This window comes from Stenotrophomonas maltophilia group sp. Smal32 (genome assembly GCF_030237085.1).
Classification (GTDB): domain Bacteria; phylum Pseudomonadota; class Gammaproteobacteria; order Xanthomonadales; family Xanthomonadaceae; genus Stenotrophomonas; species Stenotrophomonas maltophilia_Q.
Map to the genome: position 1 here is coordinate 22,250 of NZ_JASJSI010000003.1, position 19,271 is coordinate 41,520.

The window sequence follows — 19,271 nt, forward strand, 5'->3', positions numbered from 1 at the left end:
ATGAGCATTGCAGAGCGATGGACTCTAGGGAATATCAATCATGTGGATAACTGGCTCTTCATAGATCCTCCCGTCAACTTCATGGAACCTGGGACCTACAGCCTTGATCTCGTGAATTGTGGGGTTGAGGTCGATTACTCTCTTGCCGGGTATGCAAGTGTTCCAGTGGTAAGTGCGAGATTTCGAGATGCGCTTGTTGGCTTGCCTGAGTTCGATGAGCCCTATATGAATGTCGTTGTCGAACCATTGATCATCGAGGGTCAGGATGTTCGTGGCGAGTACTCTGTATTGATCGTGGAGACGCGCGTTGACTGCGTAGACGAAGGTCGTTCCGATTTCATGAAGTTTGAAGAGGATGATCCGGTCAGACCGGATCTCGCGGGTCAGTACAGGGCGTTCACGAAACTCATTGTCGATCGAGAGAGGATCGGCGCGAGGCATATTTTCCGAATCGAGAAATTCATGGGCGCGTTGATCGTGAGTGAAGAGGTGAGGCGTCGCCTGGATGAGGCTGGGGTGGTTGGTGCGGTCTACGATCCTGTTACTGAATGAGTAATCAATCAGTACATGGAAAGTTGACAAAATGCGTGGCGCTACCGACCTGTTATGGGTATGTATCTATCCATCTGGTCGGCGTGCTTGGTCGCAGGGGCGATTGTCTTCCTCGATTCTGAGTTCCGAATCAGCTCCCTCCGCTGCGGTCAGATGCGCGTGGTGGCACTCATTCCATGTGATCTACTGTGGGGTTTGGTTCGCTGTATCCTCATGCTTGGGTTGGTCACCCTACCTGTCCTGAGTATCGTGGCGATCGTGCGCTTCATGCGGCACCGCAGCTGCGGGCGTCCTGAACTATTTTGCTTATTTGTTCGTTGGTTGTTTTCGGACTTTCCGCGACGTACTTCACTTCCTGCTGGATATCCGCTCAGGGCCAAGGGGGGGCAGCGGTGCTTCGGGTGATCGGCGTCCGGCAAGTGCAGACTCCATATGAATGAAACAGGTTCAATCAGCTCGGCAGTAGCGATATGAGCAATGTGGGCAAGATGACGAAGTGGTCGATCGCGCTTCTGTCAATCGCCAGTGTACTGGCTACGATTTGTCCATGATCAGTCCCCGCCTCCCTGTTTCCGCACCGCTGGCACTGGCCCTTGCGGCCTGCGCGGCTAGCGCGCCGGTGCAGCACACCCCGTTCGTCACCTGGGTGTGGTCGCCGAACCAGAACGCGCACACGCCGGATGGAATGGATGATGTGATTTCTGTGAGGACGAGGAATCAGTGAGTACTGAGGGCATTGCAATCCATCTTCAGGCACGGCCTGACAGAGCCATCTCGATTGCCGAGAGGCATCTCCATGTCATGGATAGGATGTCGGCAATCGAGTGCCCATTGGGATTCCATGGTCTCGAGCTGTCGCCTGTACCCGACTGTGGAGGAGAATTGCTGGCAAGCTATGAGATCAAGACTGGACTGAAAGGTCTGTCGATCATCGGTACATACGCTTTCAGGGGGACCGGGTACGACTACGCGGATGTGGCTGCGTTGGACGAGATCATTCTGTATGGGTTCAGAAGCAGCAACAAGGCACGGGACTATCCGAGCGTTCTGACGAACTGCGTCGCTTCTGTTGCCGAGGCGTTCGGTGCGTACAGAGTGAAGGTCACGTACGGCATGCATTCGATGGACTATCAGGACGGTGTGGGCCGAGAGGGGCCAACCCTTGAGGATCTGAAAGCTGCTGGAGTCAAGGATTTCGACGGCAGGAAGAACATCCTGACGATGTACCCTGCCCAGTTCTGGGATGCCCGGCTTTGCAGCGACGCACTTGGATTTGGACCCGAGGAGGTTTCCTCCCGCCTTGAAGGTAAGGTTGATAAGGTGGAACTGACAGCGAGTGGTGTCTACATTCTCCTGAGTGACAAGGTTGATCTTTCCTATGAGGAGTATCTGTAGTTCAATCGCCGCGCAAAAGCGCTTCTGGGTTTGCAGTAGTCCGGAGCGTGACGGGATGACCCGACGGGTTACGTAACGCACCTCATCGATCCGAGCACCAGTAGTCTGATCAACATCACGGTGCCTGGAGCACATGCATTGGATCCGGGCTTTGTGATCCGACAGGTGCATACGAATGGATCCGGTGGATTCTCAGTCTCAACCAGAGGCTGGGGTACGGGTTCGAGTCCAATGTTCAACTAGAATTCGTGGGCCGATAGACAAGTGTGGAGTTCCAGTACGCGCGATATTGGTAGCGAAATTGGCAAGTTGCAGTGGCTTTGGAGTACTTTTCCCTCGAGGCAGAAACGCATGAGCTACCGGGGCCCTGATGGAAAGATGGTGGAGGTCTGCCAGTGAGTGAGCGTGAGTTGGGGGCAAAGATTGTGTCCGTGATTGCCAGTTCCGCGCTTGGAGGGGCTTTATTCATAGGCATTCCGCTGAGTTATCGGATAGGCAGTCTTTCGCAGGCTGCAATTTTCGCATCGCTGGTTTGCGCCATAGCTGCTGTGTTGGGCCTCATCTTCGGTGTGCCTGGGGTTATGCTTGTGGATAAATTTCTTCCGCGGCTCAAAGCTCGCCATGTTGTAGCTGCACCAGTCTGTGCCTTGTTGGCGTGGCTCGCGTTCGAGGGTGCCTTCTCTCCTGGCGCTTGGATAAAGGTCTGGACCAGTCCTTCCTTTTGGCTTGAGTGGGCTCCCAGGCGCGCTGGCATCATGCTTTTCATTGGGTTGGCCGCGGGTGCCTTCTACATGTTGATCTGGCCGCGGATTGGACGAATGATGAAGGTCAACACGGCCTGTGATTGAGGGCGATGGAATCGGGTGCCTGTGCGCAGCAAGGTGGCGGCGGCTGACAGCCAGGCATACAGCGGCGCGGGGAAGTGGGGCGCCTCGATGACTACAACCGTGCACTGAACGCAGTGACGACGGCGCTGGTGAGTGGTGTGGCGGGACAGGGCGCTGGTCAGGTCGCGCCCAATGCACTGGCGCCATATGCCGCTTACTTCATCGGCAGCAAGCTGGACCCGAGCCACGGCAGCGATCCCAATGCGACTCTGCACTTTCTGTCGCATACGGTGTTGGGTGCGCCGCTGGCGGAAGCCAATGGAGGCAGCGCGGGAACCGAAGCGGTGTCCGCGACCGGCGGCGAGTTGGCCGCGAGGGTGCTGACCAATTCGTTGACCGGCGGAAACCCCGCCAAGCTGAGCCCGGAACAGAAGGAGGTGGCGCTGGCGCTGTCGCACGCGGTCGGAGTACTGGCGGGTGGCTTGTTAGCGCAGGATCTGGCTGGGATCACGTTGAATGCGGGGATTGCCAAGAATTCGGTTGAGAACAACTTCCTTGCGGAAGACCAGGCTCGTGCAATGAAGCAGCAGCTCGACGAGTGCGGCGGCGACACTTCATGCCAGAAGACGGTGCGTGATGTTGTTAAGCAACTGTCGGAGCGAATGGACTACGGGCTGCTATCGGTGTGTAGCGCGAACTCGTCGAGCCCTGCGTGTCAGGTGTTTGTCAATGCGGCCGTCTCCTACAAGTACGGCTCGTGGCCCGGAGTGCTTGGGCTGTTCGATGAACTTGGTCACAGTAGCGAGGCGCTTTCCTCGTTCGGCCACTCCCTGAACGGACGTGCCTATCGTGAGCTGATTTTTGAGAGTGGGGGCTCCAGCCGGTCTATATCCTGCCTCAAGAACACACTGTAGCTGCACTGGCGGAGTAGGCCGGGAATCTTGACAGGACGATTGATCAGTACGGCCTCTTCTCGAAGGAATCATCAGCTGAGCTGGGGCTTGGACTTTCGAAGGTACTGCTTCGAAAATATGGCGCTGTTACCATAATCGAAGGGAGCGGAGGCCTCGGGAAGGGTGCGAAGGCGGGCAGTTCTGAAGCACTGCGATGATGAGTTTGGAAGAAAATTCTCTGGCGAAGAAATTATTAATGGAAAGTGGGTGGCTTTTAATGTCGGATAGTTTCGAAAAATTCTCTTGCATTGATTTTACGGCTCTGTATGGAAGTGTGGTTTCGTTGAGGGCTTTTCTTGTTGTTCGTGGTAGGGAATGCTTTCTGGTGGATAGTCGTGATCATCAATTTTCTGATCTTAGGATGGATGTGTGTTCACCTGGTCTCGAAAGGTTGCTTGATGAGGCAGTGGGGGGATGGGTTGGTGGTGTTTCCTCATACTTTGATGAGATCCTCATATCGGGAGTAGTTCGCGAAGCGACGACCCGGAGAGACCTTGCGTCCATTGCGGAAGTTTCAAGACTTACACTTTTCAGGGATGAATTGGTGTTTGAAGTGATAGTTTGATGTTGGTTGTTTGCGGATACTGATTGGTACTTTGTGGTCTGATTGAGGTTGTGGGTTTTTGATTATTTTGGTTGTCATTGGAGAGTGGGGTTGTGTCTAGTGTCGGGCGAGGTGTTTGCGTGCAATTGTTTCTATGGGCTCGTGCGGGTCATTAGGCGAATTGTGGTTGTCGAATATCCGGTTTCAGGGCCAAGGGGTGTCTGGGAGATCGGCACTTCGCGCCGAACGACTGCTGCAGTCCATGGTTACAATCCGTCCATGATCAGCCCCCGCCTTCTGGTTTCCGCACTGCTGGCGCTCGCCCTGACGGCCTGCACCGCCACCGCGCCCGTGCAGCACAACCCGCTCGCCACCTGGGTGCCGTCACCCAACCAGAACGCGCGCACGCCACTCATCATCGTCATCCACCACACCGAGCAGAAGTCGGTGCAGCAGAGCCTGCATACGCTGCGTACCGCCAACAGTGGTGGGCCGGTCAGTGCGCACTACCTGATCGGCGCCGATGGCCATCGCTATCAACTGGTCGCCGATGAGCGCCGTGCCTGGCACGCCGGTGCCGGGCGCTGGGGCACCATCACCGATCTCAACTCGGCTTCGATCGGCATCGAGCTCGACAACGATGGCCGCAGCCGGTTCAGTGCGGCGCAGATCGAATCGCTGATCGTGCTGCTGCGCGACCTCACCACCCGCTTGAACATCCCGCCGCGCCAGGTCATCGCCCATGCCGACCTGGCGCCGACGCGCAAGCAGGATCCGAGCCGTTTCTTCCCGTGGCAGGAGCTGGCCGAGGCCGGCTTCGGCGTCTGGCCGCGCGCGGCCGACGGGGCAGCACCGGAAGGCTTCGACGCGTGGAATGCGCTGGCCCGCTTCGGCTATCCACTGGACAACCGCGAAGCCACCGTCGCCGCCTTCCACCGCCGCTTCCGAGGCCGCGACGACCTGCCGATGACGCTGGACGCCGAGGACGCCCGCATCCTGCATTCGCTGCTGCTGCAGACGCCGTAAACAGGCCACCGGCTTGTGGCCGGCAACGGGCTGGTCCCTCGGGAATCTGATCGGGATCACTGAATGGATGGCTGCGAGATCTTTTTGCAATCCATTCGATGTTGTTCAAGGAGGTGAATGCCTAACGTCGCCCGACATCATCAATCGAGCGAATCACCTCCCATGCGCTACTCCAAAGCCCAGGTGCTGCTGCACTGGATCTCTGCAGTCATCATCCTCTGGGCCACCATCAGTGGTTTCTCCGTAGCGCTCCTTGACGTGCCGCATACCGTCGCGGAAGCCATCGGCTTCTTCAACGTATCCATCACCTCGGTGTTGATTCCGTTGTTTGCCGTACGCGTGGTGATTGCCGTCTCAAATCATGGGGATGTGCCCGCCAGCGGAGCGGAATGGGCCGCGTTGATTGCTCACGCAGCTTTGTATCTTGTCACGATCGTTGTGCTGCTGACCGGCGTGCTGATGATGGAGCGGGAGATCAACGTGTTCAACCTGGTGACTTTCCCACAGCCCATCACCGACCCGCAGATGACAATGGCGTTCAATACCGCACATCGATATGCATGCGTCCTGCTTGCTGGGCTCCTGTTCCTGCACATTGCTGCCGTGGTCAAGCATCATCTATCGGGCAATGCGATCCTGAAGCGGATGAGTTGGTAAACGTCATGGAAAAGCCGCTCTGCAGCGGGTCATTTGCACTACATTTGACCGATGACCACATTCAACACCCAATCGAACCGCAGGTACTGGAGCCTGGGTATCCTCGTAGTGCTGGCGGGGTGCTCCACGTTGGAAACACCACCCGCAGCGGTGCCTGCCCCGTCGCCCGCCACCTACGCCAAGACCGAGTGGAGCGCACTGCCGCCGGTCTCCGATGCTGATCTGCAGGCCGGCTTCGTGGCCTGGCGCAGCAGCTGCACCCGCCTGAAGAACGACGCTGTCTGGGCCCGGCCCTGCGCCACTGCCGCAGCGGTGTCAGACAAGGATCCGGCCGCGATCCGCCAGTTCCTGCAGCGCGACCTCGATGTCTACGCCCTGCGTGCAGGTGGCCACCAGGCCGACGGATTGATCACCGGCTATTACGAGCCGATCTACCCCGGCAGCCTCACCCGCACCGACAAGGCGACGGTGCCGGTCTACGGCACGCCCGATGATCTGATCGTGGTGCAGCTGGACAGCCTCTACCCGGAACTGAAGGGCAAGCGCCTGCGTGGTCGTGTTGAGGGCAAGGTGCTCAAGCCCTACGACGATGCCGGCACCATCGCGGCCAAGGGCGCCAAGGCGCCAGTACTGGCCTGGCTGACCGACCCGATGGACCTGCAGCTGCTGCAGATCCAGGGGTCCGGCCGGGTGCGCCTGGCCGACGGCACGCAGGTGCGGCTGGCCTACGCCGAGCAGAACGGCCACCCTTACCGCGCCATCGGGCGCTGGCTGGTGGACCAGGGCCAGCTGAAGAAGGAAGACGTCACCATGGATGCGATCCGCGCCTGGGCCCGGGCCAACCCCGCACGCGTGCCGGAACTGCTGCGCAGCAATCCCAGCTACGTGTTCTTCGTGCGCAACCCGGACAGCCCGGAAGGCCCGCGCGGTTCACTGAACGTGCCGCTCACCGCTGGCTACAGCGTGGCAGTGGACCGTACCGTGGTGCCACTGGGCAGCCTGCTGTGGCTGTCCACCACGCGCCCGGATGGCACCCCGGTGGTGCGCCCGGTGGCCGCGCAGGACACCGGCGGCGCGATTGCCGGTGAAGTGCGCGCCGATCTGTACTGGGGCAGCGGCGATGCCGCCGGCAAGCTGGCTGGCGACATGAAGCAGAAGGGCAACATCTGGATGCTGTGGCCGAAGGGCGTGCCCCTGCCGAACTGAACCGGCAAGGGTCGGATCCCTTCCAAAGGAAAGGGCTCTGACCCCGGATGCCTGATAATGGCGCCATTCCGTACTTTCCGGCCGCGCCTGCGGCCAGGACCCCTGCAATGACCTACGCAAAGCACAACGCAAAATCCGGCGCGAAGTCCGCCGCAAAGAAGTACTACAAGCACTGGGCCGAATCGGGCCTGGGCAAGGGCAACGTGCTGATGGAAGCCCGCGGCGAGAAGATCGTCCGTCAGGTGGAGACCTACGGCACGACGGCGGTCTGGGCCGACGAACACGGCCACAGCGACGACCGCTTCCCGCTGGCCGACCAGCCGGTGTCGTTCCTCGATTTCGATGAGGACGACGAGATCTCCGCGCGCGAGTTCGAAAGCGCCTGGAAGAAGGCACGGCTGGCCACCGGCTATCCGGTCTGACGCCGCTGGTCCCGGGGTCGGATCCCTTTCCGAACGGAAAGGGCTCTGACCCCATAGCCGTTTTTTGCACTACATTGGTGCAATGTCCGACCCCGTATCCCCGCCGTCCCTCGATGCCCTTGGCACGCCGCTGGCCTGGGCTGGCGCTGATGGCCGCATCATCGGCTGCAATCCAGCCTTCGGCCGCTGGCTGGGTGTCAGTGGTCGTCGCCTGCTCGGCCAGCCGCTGGCCGCGCTGGAAGTACAGGGGGAGGCGCTGGCCCACTTCCTGGCCCGCGACGAGCGCGACAGCCTGCGCCTGAACCGGCTGGCGCTGGCGGTGCCCGGCGAGGCGCCGCGCTTCGCCGAGGGCTGGATGAGCCGCCGCGACGATGGCGGCTGGCTGCTGGAAGCGCATCCGGTCGATGAGTTCCCCGGGCTCGACCCGACCCAGGCCCTGCCCAGCGCACTCAGTGCGGCGCTGAAGGGGCTGGCCCACGAGCTGCGTAATCCGCTGGCCGGGCTGAAGGGCGCGGCCCAGCTGCTGGCCCGGCGCGCGGCCCAGCGCGACGCCAGCGAACGCGAGCTGATCGAACTGATCGGCTCTGAGATCGAACGCCTCAACGGCCTGCTCGACCAGCTGCTGTCGCCGGCCCCGGCGGCGCCGCACGCCGAACTGAACATCCATGCCGCGCTGGAACGCGTGCTGCGCCTGGCCGAGAACGAGGCCGGTTGGGCGGTGCGCCTGCAGCGCGACTACGACCCCAGCATTCCCGAATTCCACGGCGACGCCGACCGCCTCACCCAGGCGGTGTGGAACCTGGTGCGCAACGCGATCCAGGCCGGTGCGGGCAACATCACCCTGCGCACCCGCGTGGAGCATGGCGTGCGCATCGCCGAACAGCTGCATACGTTGGCGCTGCGCCTGGAGATCGCCGATGACGGCCGTGGCGTGCCCGAAGAACTGGCCGAGCACCTGTTCCTGCCGCTGGTCAGTGGCCGCGCCGAAGGCACCGGTCTGGGACTGGCGCTGGCCCAGCAGGTGGCGCGCGAGCATCGCGGCACGCTGACCTACCGCTCGCGCCCGGGCCATACCGTGTTCACCCTGCTGCTGCCGATCGGCAACGGCGCCGCCCCGGCCGAGGAGGCCCTGCGCGATGTCTGAGTCTTCTTCGTCCCCGCAGCGCATCTGGGTGGTCGACGACGACCGCGCCGTGCGCTTCGTGCTGTGCACCGCGCTGCGTGAGGCGGGCTACCAGGTCGTCGATTTCGACAGCGCCGCGCCTGCGTTGCAGGCCTTGAGCGAGGGCCCGCCGCCGGCGCTGCTGTTCACCGATGTACGCATGCCCGGCGACGACGGCCTGGTGCTGCTGGACAAGCTCAAGGCCGCGCTGCCGCAGCTGCCGGTGGTGGTGATGTCCGCCTACACCGATGTGGCCAGCACGGCGGGGGCATTCCGCGGTGGCGCGCATGAGTTCCTGTCCAAGCCGTTTGATCTGGACGATGCGGTGGCGCTGGCACAGCGCGTGCTGCCGGCTGTGGCACCGGCACTGGCCACGCCCACGCCTGCCGCCGAAACGCACAGCGACCAGCCGCCGCAACTGGTGGGCGATACCCCGCCGATGCGCGCGCTGTTCCGCGCCATCGGTCGCCTGGCACAGGCGCCGTTGGCGGTGCTGATCACCGGCGAGACCGGCACCGGCAAGGAACTGGTGGCCAATGCGCTGCATCGTGAATCACCCCGCGCGCACGGTCCGTTCGTCGCGCTCAATACTGCGGCGATTCCCGCCGAACTGCTGGAGAGCGAGCTGTTCGGCCACGAGGCCGGTGCCTTCACCGGCGCGCAGCGCCGCCATATCGGCCGTTTCGAGCAGGCCGACGGCGGCACGCTGTTCCTGGATGAAATCGGCGACATGCCGTTGCCGCTGCAGACCCGCCTGCTGCGTGTGCTGGCGCAGGGTGAGTTCTTCCGCGTGGGTGGCCGCGAGCTGATCCGCGTCGACGTGCGCGTGGTGGCCGCCACCCACCAGGATCTGGAGGGACTGGTCGCGCAGGGGAAGTTCCGCGCTGATCTGCTGCACCGCCTGGACGTGGTGCGCCTGCAGCTGCCGCCACTGCGCGAGCGCCGCGAGGACATCGCGCAATTGGCCAGCACCTTCCTGGCTGCCGCCGCACGCAAGCTGGATACCCCGCCGAAGCGCCTGACCGCCGCGGCCCTGCAGGCGCTGCGCGAGCACGACTGGCCGGGCAATGTGCGCGAGCTGGAGAACGTGTGCTGGCGGATGGCCGCGCTGGCCGCCGCCGACACCATCGGCGTGGCCGACGTCGATACCGCGCTCAATCGCGCGCATGGCCGCCGCAGCCCCGCGCACGGTGCCGATCCGGGGCAGTGGGAAGCGCTGCTGGCCGAGTGGGCACGCCGGCAGCTGGCCGAAGGCGTGGAAGGGTTGCATGCGCAGGTGCGCGAGCGGGTCGACCATGCGCTGCTGGAGGCCGCGCTGCAGATCACCCATGGGCGCCGCGCAGAAGCCGCTGCCCGCCTGGGCCTGGGCCGCAATACCCTTACCCGCAAGCTGGGCGCCGGACGTCGCCGCGGGGGCCATTGAACGGCCCCTGCACGCGATCCTCGCGCCCGCTTGCCGAACCGTTGATCGTTCATGGACGATGCCGTCCGTAGTGTCACCTGCAAGGAGTCTTCGATGCGTCTGTCCTCTGCCATCCTGCCGTTGTCCGCCGCCGTGCTGCTGTCTGCCTGTGGCAGTGCGCCGAAGAAGGCCGAGCCCACCCCGCCGCCGCCGACCGTGGTCAGCGCCGCGAAACAGGCTGAGGCCAATCTGTCGCCGGCCTCGGCCAGCATCGTCAGTGGCCGCCTGGCATTGATGGCGGAGCCCGGTGGCCTGCACATCACCGGCCTGATTGGTGGCCTGCAGCCAATGCAGCAGGCCGGCTTCCACATCCACGAGCGCGGCGACTGCAGCGCGGTGGATGCCAGCAGTGCCGGCAACCACTTCAACCCCGGTGGCGCCGCGCATGGCCGCGCCGGCACCGGCAAGCACCACCTGGGCGACATGGACAATCTGCGTGCCGACGCCCAGGGCCGCGCCAACGTCGATATCCACCTCAAGGGCGTTACCCTTGGCGGAGGCGCCGCCACCGATATCGCCGGACGTGCATTGGTCGTGCATGCCAACGCCGACGACTATCGCAGCCAGCCCGCCGGCAATGCCGGCGTCCGCATCGCCTGCGGCGTGATCCGGGTTGTCCGCTGATCACTGCAGGCATCATCCAGGGAGAGATTCCATGCGTTTGATCCACACTTCGCTGTTCGCCGCCATCACCGCGCTGGGCCTGGCGGCCTGCGGCCAGCAGCCCGCCGCACCGCAGGCGGAAACCCCGCCGGCCGCACCGGCCGACGGCGCCACCACCGAACCGGCCGCAACACCGGCACCGGCCGCCGCACCGGCCGCCGATGCTTCGGCCACCGCCGAGCTGGCACCGACCCAGGGCAACGAAGCCAAGGGCAGCGTCACCTTCAAGGTGGTCGACGGCAAGGTTCACGTGACCGGCCAGATCAGCGGCCTGAAGCCGGGCAGCGAGCATGGCTTCCACATCCACGAGAAGGGTGACTGCAGCGCGCCGGATGGCATGAGCGCCGGCGGCCACTTCAACCCGGGCCACCAGGATCACGGCAACGTTGCCACCGATCCGCACCACGGCGGCGACATGCCCAACATCAAGGCCGACGACAAGGGCGTGGCCACCATCGACGGCCCGGTCTCCAGCAACGTCAACATCGGCAAGGGTGATGACTTCGACATCATCGGCCGCGGCCTGATCGTCCACGCCGATGCGGATGACTACAAGACCCAGCCGACCGGCAACGCCGGCGCGCGCCTGGCCTGTGCGGTGATCCAGAAGGCCCCGTAAGAAGCACGTGCCGCCTGTAGAGCCGAGCCACGCTCGGCTGCTCTGCAGGCGGCCTGAGCCGGGCATGGGCTCGGCGCTACAACACGCGGCGCCCGTTTCCTGTCAGCGCGCCAGCAGCTCGCGCGCGTCCTGCCCGGCCTCGCAATGCACGAACAGCACCGGCACACCGTGTGCTTCCAGCACCGCGGCCATCTGCCGCTGGCGCATCAGGAACTGCTCGTAGATGCCCTTCAGGCGGTCGCAGTCGTTCTTGCCGTGGTTGTAGTGCGCACACCAGCCGGCCGGGTCGAACAGCGCCATGCGTGCCTCGCCATGGGTGTAACGCAGCAGAGGCTCGGGCGCGGCGTTGAGCCACTCGTCCTCGCCCGGCGCCATGATAGCGGTCTCGATCAGCGGCCACAGCGCGGCCAGGCCCTGGTTGTCGTACTGCATCGACATCATCGCGGCCAGGTCGTTCACGGTGAAATAGCGCGCGTGCTCGATGCGGGCACCGAAGCTGTTCTGCGCCATCAACGCGGTGTCGGCATGCGCCATGCCGTTGGCCAGCAGTGTCTCTTCCAGCGCATTGGCCACTGCATTGGTGGTGGCCACGTCGCTGCCGGTCAGCAGGAACGGCACCACGCGCAGGCCACCGCCCACCAGGCTGGCATCGGCCTGGAACGGCAGCGGTACGTCACCGTTGGCATCGGTACCGAACGCCAGCAGGCGCGGGCCCTGGTTGCGGCCCGGGGCACGCATCTGCAGTTCTTCCAGGCGGCGATGGATCGGCCAGCCCGGGCGCAGTACTTCGGCCGGGTCGAAATGGGCGGCAGCGAACACCAGGTCCAGCTCGGCCACCTGCGGCACCAGCTTGGACAGGTCGCGGCCGACGCGTTCGGCCAGTTCACCGGCCTGTTCAGCGCTGAGCACCGCCTGGCGGGGGATTTCGCCGCCGGCCAGTTCCAGGGCCAGCACGCCAAGGGCATTCATCGCGGGGTCGGGTTTGCTCATGGTTCCACGGTTGGCCCATCACAGGGCGGCAGCTACACTTGGCTCCATTATGCCTGCTCCGTCGTGCAGGCCATGTTGCAGACACCCTCATCCATGCCAGGTATCTCCATGCCCAACGCTCGTCCCGTCGCCATCCTCGGTGGCGTCCGCATTCCGTTCTGCCGCCAGAACACCGCGTATTCGGATGTCGGCAACCTCGGCATGTCGGTCCGTACGCTGGGCGCGCTGGTCGAACGGTTCGGCCTGCATGGCCAGCAGCTCGGTGAAGTGGCGATGGGTGCGGTGATCAAGCACTCCAGCGACTGGAACCTGGGCCGCGAAGCCACGCTATCCTCCGGCCTGTCGCCGCTGACCCCGGGCATCACCCTGCAGCGCGCCTGTGGTACTTCGCTGGACAGCATCATCACCGTTGCCAACAAGATCGCGCTGGGCCAGATCGAATCGGGCATCGGCGGCGGTTCCGATACCACGTCCGACGTGCCGATCGTCTACGGCAAGAAGCTGCGTGCGCGCCTGCTGGCTGCAAACCGTGCCAAGAGCACCGGCGACAAGATCCGTGCGCTCACCGCCGGCTTCAAGTTCTCCGAACTGAAGCCCGAGTTCCCGGGCGTGGCCGAGCCGCGCACCGGCAAGAGCATGGGCGACCATTGCGAGGACATGGCCAAGGAATGGAACATCTCGCGCGACTCGCAGGACGAGTGGGCGGTGTCCTCGCACAAGAAGCTGGCTGCCGCTTATGAGCGTGGCTTCTTCAGCGACCTGATCGCACCGTTCCGTGGCGTCGAGCGCGACAACATCCTGCGCCCGGATACCTCGCTGGAAAAGCTCGCCACACTGAAGCCGGCCTTCGACAAGGTCTCCGGCCGCGGCACGCTCACCGCCGCCAATTCCACCCCGCTCACCGATGGCGCTGCCGCGGTGCTGCTGGCCAGCGAGGAATGGGCGCGTGCGCACGGCCATGAGCCGCAGGCCTACCTGCGTGATGCCCACGTGTCGGCCGTTGACTTCGTGCACGGCGAAGGCCTGCTGATGGCGCCGACGGTGGCCGTGCCGGAAATGCTCAAGCGTAACGGCCTGACCCTGCAGGACTTCGACATCTACGAGATCCACGAAGCCTTCGCTGCGCAGGTGCTGTGCACCCTGCGTGCGTGGGAGAGCGAGGATTACTGTCGCAACCGCCTGGGCCTGGACGCGCCGCTGGGCCGCATCGACCCGGACAAGATCAACCTGCTGGGTTCGTCGCTGGCTACCGGCCATCCGTTCGCCGCCACCGGCGCACGCGTGATCGCAACGGCGGCCAAGCAGCTGGCCGAACGCGGCGGCGGCCGTGCACTGGTATCGATCTGCACCGCCGGCGGCATGGGTGTGGTGGCGATCGTCGAACGCTGATTGTTGCGACCACACGCCAACCAAGGTTGGCGACTACCGGGTTCCACATATGAAAACGCCGCCCGATGGGCGGCGTTTTCGTTGGTTGCTCCGGTGGGTGCCGACCGTTGGCCGGCACACCTCAGCCATGCTTACGGCAACCGCGGATTACCGAATTCGTCGCGCTCTTCGTTGGCGTCATACACCGGCGGCTGCACCGCGATCGGCTGCTCTTCCACCGTGGCCCGCGACGGCGCTTCAATGCCGCGAACCAGCTCCACGCTGTCCTCGCCACGCTGCAGGCGCAGTGCATTGGCCAGGCACTGCGCGGCCAGCGCGTGTTCGCCACGCTGCGCGAACAGTTCACCCAGCGCTTCCCATGCCGGCGCACCCGCGCCCGCGGCGATGGCTTCGTGCAGGAACGCATCGGCGGCATCCCACTGCTGCTGGGCCAGCGCCACGCGGCCCTGTGCCAGGCGCAGCGCGGCCGAGTCGTCATGTACGTTGCGCCAGCGCGCCAGGTTGCTCTGGCGGGTGGCCAGGCGCTCGGCCGGCAGTCGGCCATACAGCGCCACCAGCTCGTCGTCCCAGCGATGGTCCAGGGCCTGTTCCAGCGCCAGCAGCGCGGGCTCGTCCCAGTTCAGTGCTACCGCACGGCTGGCATACGCGCCCACCACGTCCGGGGTGGGGCGCAGCGCCTTCGGCGTGGCCTCCCACTGCGCGGCCAGCGCATTGACGTCGGCCGCTTCCAGCAGCGCCTGTGCCGCCAGGCGTGCTTCCAGTTCGCTGTTCGCGTCGGTCGGCAGCACCTTGCTCTGGCGCAGCGCACCCAGCTGGCCATAGGCCTCGTGGGCGCGGCCGGCGCGGGCCAGCGCTTCGGTACGCAGCCACAGGCCGCGTGGCGGCAGCGGCTGGATTGCCGCTACGTCCAGGGCATTGATCGCATCCACCGGCAGGTCGCGCGCCAACAGCTGTTCGGCGCGCAGCAGCGCCTGCAGCGTGGCATCGCTTTCGCCCAGGCGCTGCAGCAGTGCTTCACCGGCGGGGCCGTCGGCACGCGCCTGTGCGCTGCGCACAGCGTTGGCCAGCGCCACCGCGCTCACTTCCGGGTCCTTGGCCGCGCCGTCCAGCAGCTTCTCGGCACGCTGCCACTGGCCATGTTCGTATGCCTGCAGGCCGTCGATCAGGCGCACCCGGCCCTGCTTGCGGCGGTAGCGGCCCCAGGCCCGGAACGGTGCGGCAATCAGGCTCCACAGCAGCCACAGCACCAGCACCGCGATCACCGACAGCAGCGCTACCTTCGGCAGGTTGCTGTGATAGTCGTAGCCGCCGTAGCGCAGGGTCACTTCGCCGAAGCGGTTGAGGTCATCGGCGCCGAGCCATTGCGCGGCGACCACGCCGATGGCCACGGCCAGCAACAGCACGACCAGGGATTGCAGGGGTTTCATGCGGGATTACCTCCGGTCGGTCTGGGTGCGCAGTTGCTGCAGGGTGCTGCCAAGAACGGCGTTGCTGGCCTGCAGCGGAAGCTCGCGCAAGGCCTTCAGTTCAGCACGTTGCGCGCGCAGGGCCGGTGAATCCGGCCAGCGTCGCTGTGCCCAGTGCTCCACGCGTGCCAACGCGGTATCGCGGCCGGCGCGGTCGCCACGTTCGATCGCGGCGCGCGCCAGGGTCAGTTCCAGTTGCAATGCATCGTCGGCATTGCGGCGTTCGGCAGCGGTCAGCGGGCCGTTCTGGCGGCTCGGTGTGATGTCCACGAACGGGGCCAGCGTCGATTGCCACCATGGTTTTGCGGGGGCGGTCGCAGCGTTGCCGGTCACGTGCGAGGGCAGCCCCTGCAGTGCCTTGGCCAAGGCATCCAGGCGCTGCAGCGACTGCACGCGCGGGCCGGCGCCCAGTGCATCGAGCGCATCGCGCTCCTGCACCAGCGCCTGGCGCAGGTTCAGGCCTTCGCTGTCGGGAAGGTCGGCCAGCGCGGTGGCAGCCTGTGCGTACAGGCGGCGCGCGCCGTCCACGTCGTCGGCGTAGTTGAGGCGCTGCGCGGCCTGGGTCAGCAGCAGTTCGGCCTCATCGCGCTGTACCGCCTGGCGCCCCTGGTTGGCGCTGTCGGCCAGCTTGGCCAGGTTCTCTTCCAGCAGCGCACTGCGCTGCGAGAGGCCCAGCATCTCGTCGCGCAGCACGCGGTTGGTGGCCGCCGCATCCTGCAGGCGCTGGCTGGTCGCGCGCTGGTCGCGGCGCAGCGCGTCCAGCGTGGCTTCCAGGCCCTGCAGCTGCACGGCGGTGGTCTGCGCCTGCGCGTACTGCTCTTCCTGTTGCTGCTGCCAGAAGTACCAGCCGGCATAGCCGCCCGCACCCAGCACGACCACCCCGGCCAGCGGCAGCAGCCAGCGCACGGGTCGATGGGGTGGAGCAGCGGGCGGAGTGTCGTTCATCGGGCTTCCTTGTCGGCTGTGTTGCCAGTCGGTTCCGGCAGGCCGCGTTGTGCACAGCATCACTGTTGCCGACGGCAGCGGCAAGCGTGACGCACGTCCCTGTTCAGGTCGCTGCTGGGCCGGTGAGCGTGGCGTGTGCAGCGGCGACCAATTGTTCAGTGGTTGGCCCGGCACTGCGCACGACCCGGTGCAGGCCCAGGCCGCGAGCCTGTTCACCCAGCCGGTCGCTGGCGACCACGATGCTGGCATGTGCCCGCAGGCGGTGCTGCAGCACAGGCGGAATCTGGCGCCAGAAATGCTGAAGCGCTTCGCCACTGCTGACCGCAAGCACCCAGGGATACGCTGAACGCTCCAGCCGGGCCAACATACGCGGTGGCAGGCCCAGCAGACGGCGCTGATAGACGTCGGCGCGTTCGAGGGTGGCGCCGGCCGCTTGCAGCTGCGCACCAATGAGGCCGCGTCCACCGGGGGCGGTGACCAGGCCGATGCGCAGGCCCTGCACCTGCGCCAGAACCGGCAGGGCGAGCAGGCCTTCGCTGTCCATCCGCTGCGGTGCATGCACCTGGTCAATGCCCTGCGCCCGCAACGCGCGCGCGGTGCCTTCGCCCACCGTCAGCCAAGGACTGCGCTGCGCCTCGGCCAGCGGCAGCAGCGTGGCGGCTGCGGCCACCGCAGCCGGGCTGGTGAACACCACCCGATCGCAGTTCAGCGCGCGTTGCAGCTGGCGCACCACTGGCGTGCCCTGCAGGCGTTGCAAGCGCCAGGGCGGCAGGGCCACGACATGCCCGCCCAGCCCAGCAACGGCGCGGCGCAGCGTCGCATTCTGGCCCCGCGGGCGCAGCGAAATGAAGGTCCAGCCCGCCTCGGAACCGGCAGCGCCAGTGGGTATCGTATGGTCGGCCATTGCCTGCATTATGCGGGCCCTTCGTTGTCGTGGTCGCTGCTCCGATGTCCGTTGATGCCCTGACTTCCTCGTTGGCCGCCCTGCAGGACGTGCTGGACTGCATGCCGGCGGTCCGCGCCATGCAGATCCAGCTCGACGGCTATGCCGACGGCGTGCTGCGCATCACCGCGCCGCTGGCCGCCAACGTCAACGACAAGGGCAATGCCTTCGGTGGCAGCCTGGCCTCGGTGCTGACCCTGTCGGGCTGGGCACTGGTCAGCCTGCGCCTGCGCCTGGCCGGCCACGATGCCGAGGTCTACGTGGCCGACAGCAACCTGCGCTACCTGGCCCCGGTCTACGAAGACCTGCATGCCCATGCCGAAGCGGCCGAAGCCAGCGGCTGGGACGCCTTCCTGAATACCTTCCGCCAGCGCCGCAAGGCCCGCATCAGCATCATCGCCACCCAGCCCGGCGCCGATGGCAAGCCCGCCGCCGAGTTCAGCGGGCGCTTTGTTGCCTTCGCCAGAGGGTAGGATGGCAGGCTGACGTTCTGGGGAAACCACCGATGCGCCGCCTCATCCAGTTCCTGATCTGTTCCCTGCTGCTGGCCAGCGCCGCCGCCTCGGCCGACGACCTCAGCCGCAAGCAGCGAAAGCTGCTGGAAGAGACCCAGATCGCCTATGGGGCGACCATCCGCTGGGGCAGCATGGACGATGCCATCGGCTATCTGGACCCCAAGCAGCGCAAGGAAAAGCCGCCCACCGAGTTCGAGCTCAACCGCTACGCGCAGCTGCGCGTGTCGTCCTACCGCGAGCGCAGCAGCGCGGCGCTGGAAGGCGGCCTGGTCGAGCGCCGGGTCGAAATCGGGGTGATCAACCAGAACACCCAGGCCGAACGCACCGTGATGGTGGTCGAGCGCTGGCGCTGGGATCCGGAGGCCAAGCGCTGGTGGCAGACCGCCGGCCTGCCGGACCTGTGGAAGGGGCAGTGACGGGCCGCGTCCGGCTTGTGCGACAATCGGCGCCCGCTTAATCGACCCGTGACCTGAGTGAATTACGAAGAGTTGCTGGCCTTTGCAGGCCGAAACCCGATGCTGTCCGCGGCCCTGGTCGGCCTGACCGTGGCCATCATCGTCACCGAGATCCGCCGCCTGTTCCGGGGCTTCAAGGGCATCAAGCCCGCCGAACTGACCCAGCTGATGAACGCGGGTGGCACGGTGGTGGTCGACCTGTCGGCCAGCGGTGACTTCGAGAAGGGCCACATTGCCGGCAGCCGCAACGCCCAGGCCAGTGCCTTCGGCCCGGACAACAAGCTGGTGGCCAATGCCAAGCAGTCGCCGGTGGTGCTGGTGTGCCGCAGCGGCAACGCCTCGGAAACCGCCGCCAAGGCACTGAAGAAGGCCGGCTTCGAGAAGGTCTACGTGCTCGACGGCGGCATTCCCGCCTGGCAGCAGGCCGAGCTGCCGCTGGTCAAGGGCCGCAACTGATTGCCGCAGGTGGCGGATCCGGCCTTGTATGGGCCTGATGCCGCCCCCATCGCAGTAATTCGACCATCGTTTTCATTGCATTCATTGGAGTTACTGGAAATGTCCGAAGAGATCACCAACGGCGCTGCTGCGCCGGTCGATGCCGCCACCGGCCCCGCTTTCACCGTCGAGAAGATCTACGTCAAGGACGTCTCCTTCGAGTCGCCGAACGCTCCGACCATCTTCAATGACCAGGTGCAGCCGGAGCTGCAGCTGAACCTGAACCAGCAGGTGCAGCGCCTGGGTGAAAACGCCTTCGAAGTCGTGCTGGCCGTCACCCTGACCTGCCAGGCCGGTGAGCGCACCGCCTACGTGGCCGAAGTGAAGCAGGCCGGCGTGTTCGGCCTGGTCGGCCTGGACCCGCAGTCGATCGACGTGCTGCTCGGCACCCAGTGCCCGAACATCCTGTTCCCGTACGTGCGCCAGCTGGTCAGCGACCTGATCCAGGCCGGCGGCTTCCCGCCGTTCTTCCTGCAGCCGATCAACTTCGAAGGCCTGTACGCAGAAACCCTGCGCCAGCGCCAGGAGCAGGGCGACGCACCGTCGCTGGCTGACTCCGAGCCGGCCGGCAACGCCTGATTCCTG

The 19,271-nt window shown here is 65.1% G+C and carries 22 protein-coding genes; 18 read left to right on the plus strand and 4 right to left on the minus strand.

All coding sequences use genetic code 11. The features are described 5' to 3' along the window. From QRO91_RS01035 to QRO91_RS01095, 13 genes are all read left to right on the plus strand, one after another. Nucleotides 1-552, plus strand: coding sequence for an imm11 family protein (locus tag QRO91_RS01035; RefSeq protein ID WP_197572800.1), 552 nt, complete (start codon nucleotides 1-3; stop codon nucleotides 550-552). A 720-nt stretch (nucleotides 553-1,272) separates the two neighbouring features. Next, nucleotides 1,273-1,947: a hypothetical protein gene (locus QRO91_RS01040; RefSeq protein ID WP_197650229.1), complete on the plus strand. Its 675-nt coding sequence runs from the start codon at nucleotides 1,273-1,275 to the stop codon at nucleotides 1,945-1,947. Between the two features lie 395 nt (nucleotides 1,948-2,342). Then, nucleotides 2,343-2,795 carry a hypothetical protein gene (locus QRO91_RS01045; RefSeq protein WP_033834609.1) on the plus strand — a complete coding sequence of 151 codons (453 nt, stop codon included), beginning with the start codon at nucleotides 2,343-2,345 and terminating at the stop codon, nucleotides 2,793-2,795. Nucleotides 2,796-2,869: 74 nt separating this feature from the next. Further along, the gene (locus tag QRO91_RS01050; protein WP_157804768.1) at nucleotides 2,870-3,688 is read left to right on the plus strand and encodes a VENN motif pre-toxin domain-containing protein; all 819 of its coding nucleotides are present in this window, start codon (nucleotides 2,870-2,872) and stop codon (nucleotides 3,686-3,688) included. Between the two features lie 196 nt (nucleotides 3,689-3,884). Further along, the gene (locus QRO91_RS01055; protein ID WP_141097868.1) at nucleotides 3,885-4,292 is read left to right on the plus strand and encodes a hypothetical protein; all 408 of its coding nucleotides are present in this window, start codon (nucleotides 3,885-3,887) and stop codon (nucleotides 4,290-4,292) included. A gap of 258 nt (nucleotides 4,293-4,550) precedes the next feature. Beyond that, nucleotides 4,551-5,297 (plus strand): N-acetylmuramoyl-L-alanine amidase, encoded by a 747-nt coding sequence (locus QRO91_RS01060; protein ID WP_049429851.1) that lies wholly within the window; start codon nucleotides 4,551-4,553, stop codon nucleotides 5,295-5,297. A gap of 162 nt (nucleotides 5,298-5,459) precedes the next feature. Further along, on the plus strand, nucleotides 5,460-5,954 hold the full coding sequence (locus QRO91_RS01065; protein WP_049429850.1) for a cytochrome b: 495 nt from the start codon (nucleotides 5,460-5,462) through the stop codon (nucleotides 5,952-5,954). 51 nt (nucleotides 5,955-6,005) lie between these two features. Further along, on the plus strand, nucleotides 6,006-7,160 hold the full coding sequence (locus QRO91_RS01070; RefSeq protein ID WP_049429849.1) for a murein transglycosylase A: 1,155 nt from the start codon (nucleotides 6,006-6,008) through the stop codon (nucleotides 7,158-7,160). Between the two features lie 107 nt (nucleotides 7,161-7,267). Next, entirely contained in the window at nucleotides 7,268-7,582 is a 315-nt protein-coding gene (locus tag QRO91_RS01075) for a hypothetical protein (RefSeq protein WP_197632181.1), read from the plus strand. 82 nt (nucleotides 7,583-7,664) lie between these two features. After that, nucleotides 7,665-8,726, plus strand: coding sequence for a nitrogen regulation protein NR(II) (locus QRO91_RS01080; protein WP_049429876.1), 1,062 nt, complete (start codon nucleotides 7,665-7,667; stop codon nucleotides 8,724-8,726). Further along, the gene (ntrC, locus tag QRO91_RS01085; protein ID WP_049429847.1) at nucleotides 8,719-10,167 is read left to right on the plus strand and encodes a nitrogen regulation protein NR(I); all 1,449 of its coding nucleotides are present in this window, start codon (nucleotides 8,719-8,721) and stop codon (nucleotides 10,165-10,167) included. Before QRO91_RS01080 ends, ntrC begins: the two co-directional genes overlap by 8 nt. Nucleotides 10,168-10,260: 93 nt before the next feature. Then, the gene (locus QRO91_RS01090; protein WP_049429846.1) at nucleotides 10,261-10,830 is read left to right on the plus strand and encodes a superoxide dismutase family protein; all 570 of its coding nucleotides are present in this window, start codon (nucleotides 10,261-10,263) and stop codon (nucleotides 10,828-10,830) included. A gap of 31 nt (nucleotides 10,831-10,861) precedes the next feature. Beyond that, on the plus strand, nucleotides 10,862-11,488 hold the full coding sequence (locus QRO91_RS01095) for a superoxide dismutase family protein (RefSeq protein WP_197632179.1): 627 nt from the start codon (nucleotides 10,862-10,864) through the stop codon (nucleotides 11,486-11,488). A 102-nt stretch (nucleotides 11,489-11,590) separates the two neighbouring features. Here the strand turns inward: QRO91_RS01095 and QRO91_RS01100 are convergent, their stop codons facing one another. Further along, nucleotides 11,591-12,478 carry a hypothetical protein gene (locus QRO91_RS01100; protein WP_049429844.1) on the minus strand — a complete coding sequence of 296 codons (888 nt, stop codon included), beginning with the start codon at nucleotides 12,476-12,478 and terminating at the stop codon, nucleotides 11,591-11,593. 93 nt (nucleotides 12,479-12,571) lie between these two features. Here QRO91_RS01100 and QRO91_RS01105 point away from each other — a divergent pair, with 93 nt between their 5' ends. Further along, the gene (locus QRO91_RS01105; protein WP_100443738.1) at nucleotides 12,572-13,867 is read left to right on the plus strand and encodes an acetyl-CoA C-acetyltransferase; all 1,296 of its coding nucleotides are present in this window, start codon (nucleotides 12,572-12,574) and stop codon (nucleotides 13,865-13,867) included. A gap of 131 nt (nucleotides 13,868-13,998) precedes the next feature. Here QRO91_RS01105 and QRO91_RS01110 read toward each other — a convergent pair whose 3' ends face one another. From QRO91_RS01110 to QRO91_RS01120, 3 genes are all read right to left on the minus strand, one after another. Next, nucleotides 13,999-15,294 (minus strand): heme biosynthesis HemY N-terminal domain-containing protein, encoded by a 1,296-nt coding sequence (locus tag QRO91_RS01110; protein WP_197632178.1) that lies wholly within the window; start codon nucleotides 15,292-15,294, stop codon nucleotides 13,999-14,001. A 6-nt stretch (nucleotides 15,295-15,300) separates the two neighbouring features. After that, nucleotides 15,301-16,278 (minus strand): uroporphyrinogen-III C-methyltransferase, encoded by a 978-nt coding sequence (locus QRO91_RS01115; RefSeq protein ID WP_049429841.1) that lies wholly within the window; start codon nucleotides 16,276-16,278, stop codon nucleotides 15,301-15,303. A 103-nt stretch (nucleotides 16,279-16,381) separates the two neighbouring features. After that, nucleotides 16,382-17,191: a uroporphyrinogen-III synthase gene (locus QRO91_RS01120; RefSeq protein ID WP_049429840.1), complete on the minus strand. Its 810-nt coding sequence runs from the start codon at nucleotides 17,189-17,191 to the stop codon at nucleotides 16,382-16,384. Nucleotides 17,192-17,226: 35 nt separating this feature from the next. On the opposite strand from QRO91_RS01120, the gene QRO91_RS01125 reads away from it, so the two are divergent. The 4 genes from QRO91_RS01125 to secB all read left to right on the plus strand — a co-directional run bounded on the left by QRO91_RS01125 (nucleotide 17,227) and on the right by secB (nucleotide 19,265). After that, entirely contained in the window at nucleotides 17,227-17,694 is a 468-nt protein-coding gene (locus QRO91_RS01125; protein WP_100443740.1) for a YiiD C-terminal domain-containing protein, read from the plus strand. A gap of 32 nt (nucleotides 17,695-17,726) precedes the next feature. Next, nucleotides 17,727-18,152, plus strand: coding sequence for a hypothetical protein (locus QRO91_RS01130; protein ID WP_049429838.1), 426 nt, complete (start codon nucleotides 17,727-17,729; stop codon nucleotides 18,150-18,152). A gap of 57 nt (nucleotides 18,153-18,209) precedes the next feature. Next, complete coding sequence (locus QRO91_RS01135; protein ID WP_004153552.1) at nucleotides 18,210-18,647, plus strand: rhodanese-like domain-containing protein; 438 nt, start codon at nucleotides 18,210-18,212, stop codon at nucleotides 18,645-18,647. A gap of 99 nt (nucleotides 18,648-18,746) precedes the next feature. Beyond that, the gene (gene secB / locus QRO91_RS01140; protein WP_004153553.1) at nucleotides 18,747-19,265 is read left to right on the plus strand and encodes a protein-export chaperone SecB; all 519 of its coding nucleotides are present in this window, start codon (nucleotides 18,747-18,749) and stop codon (nucleotides 19,263-19,265) included. The last annotated feature ends 6 nt before the right edge of the window (nucleotides 19,266-19,271 follow it).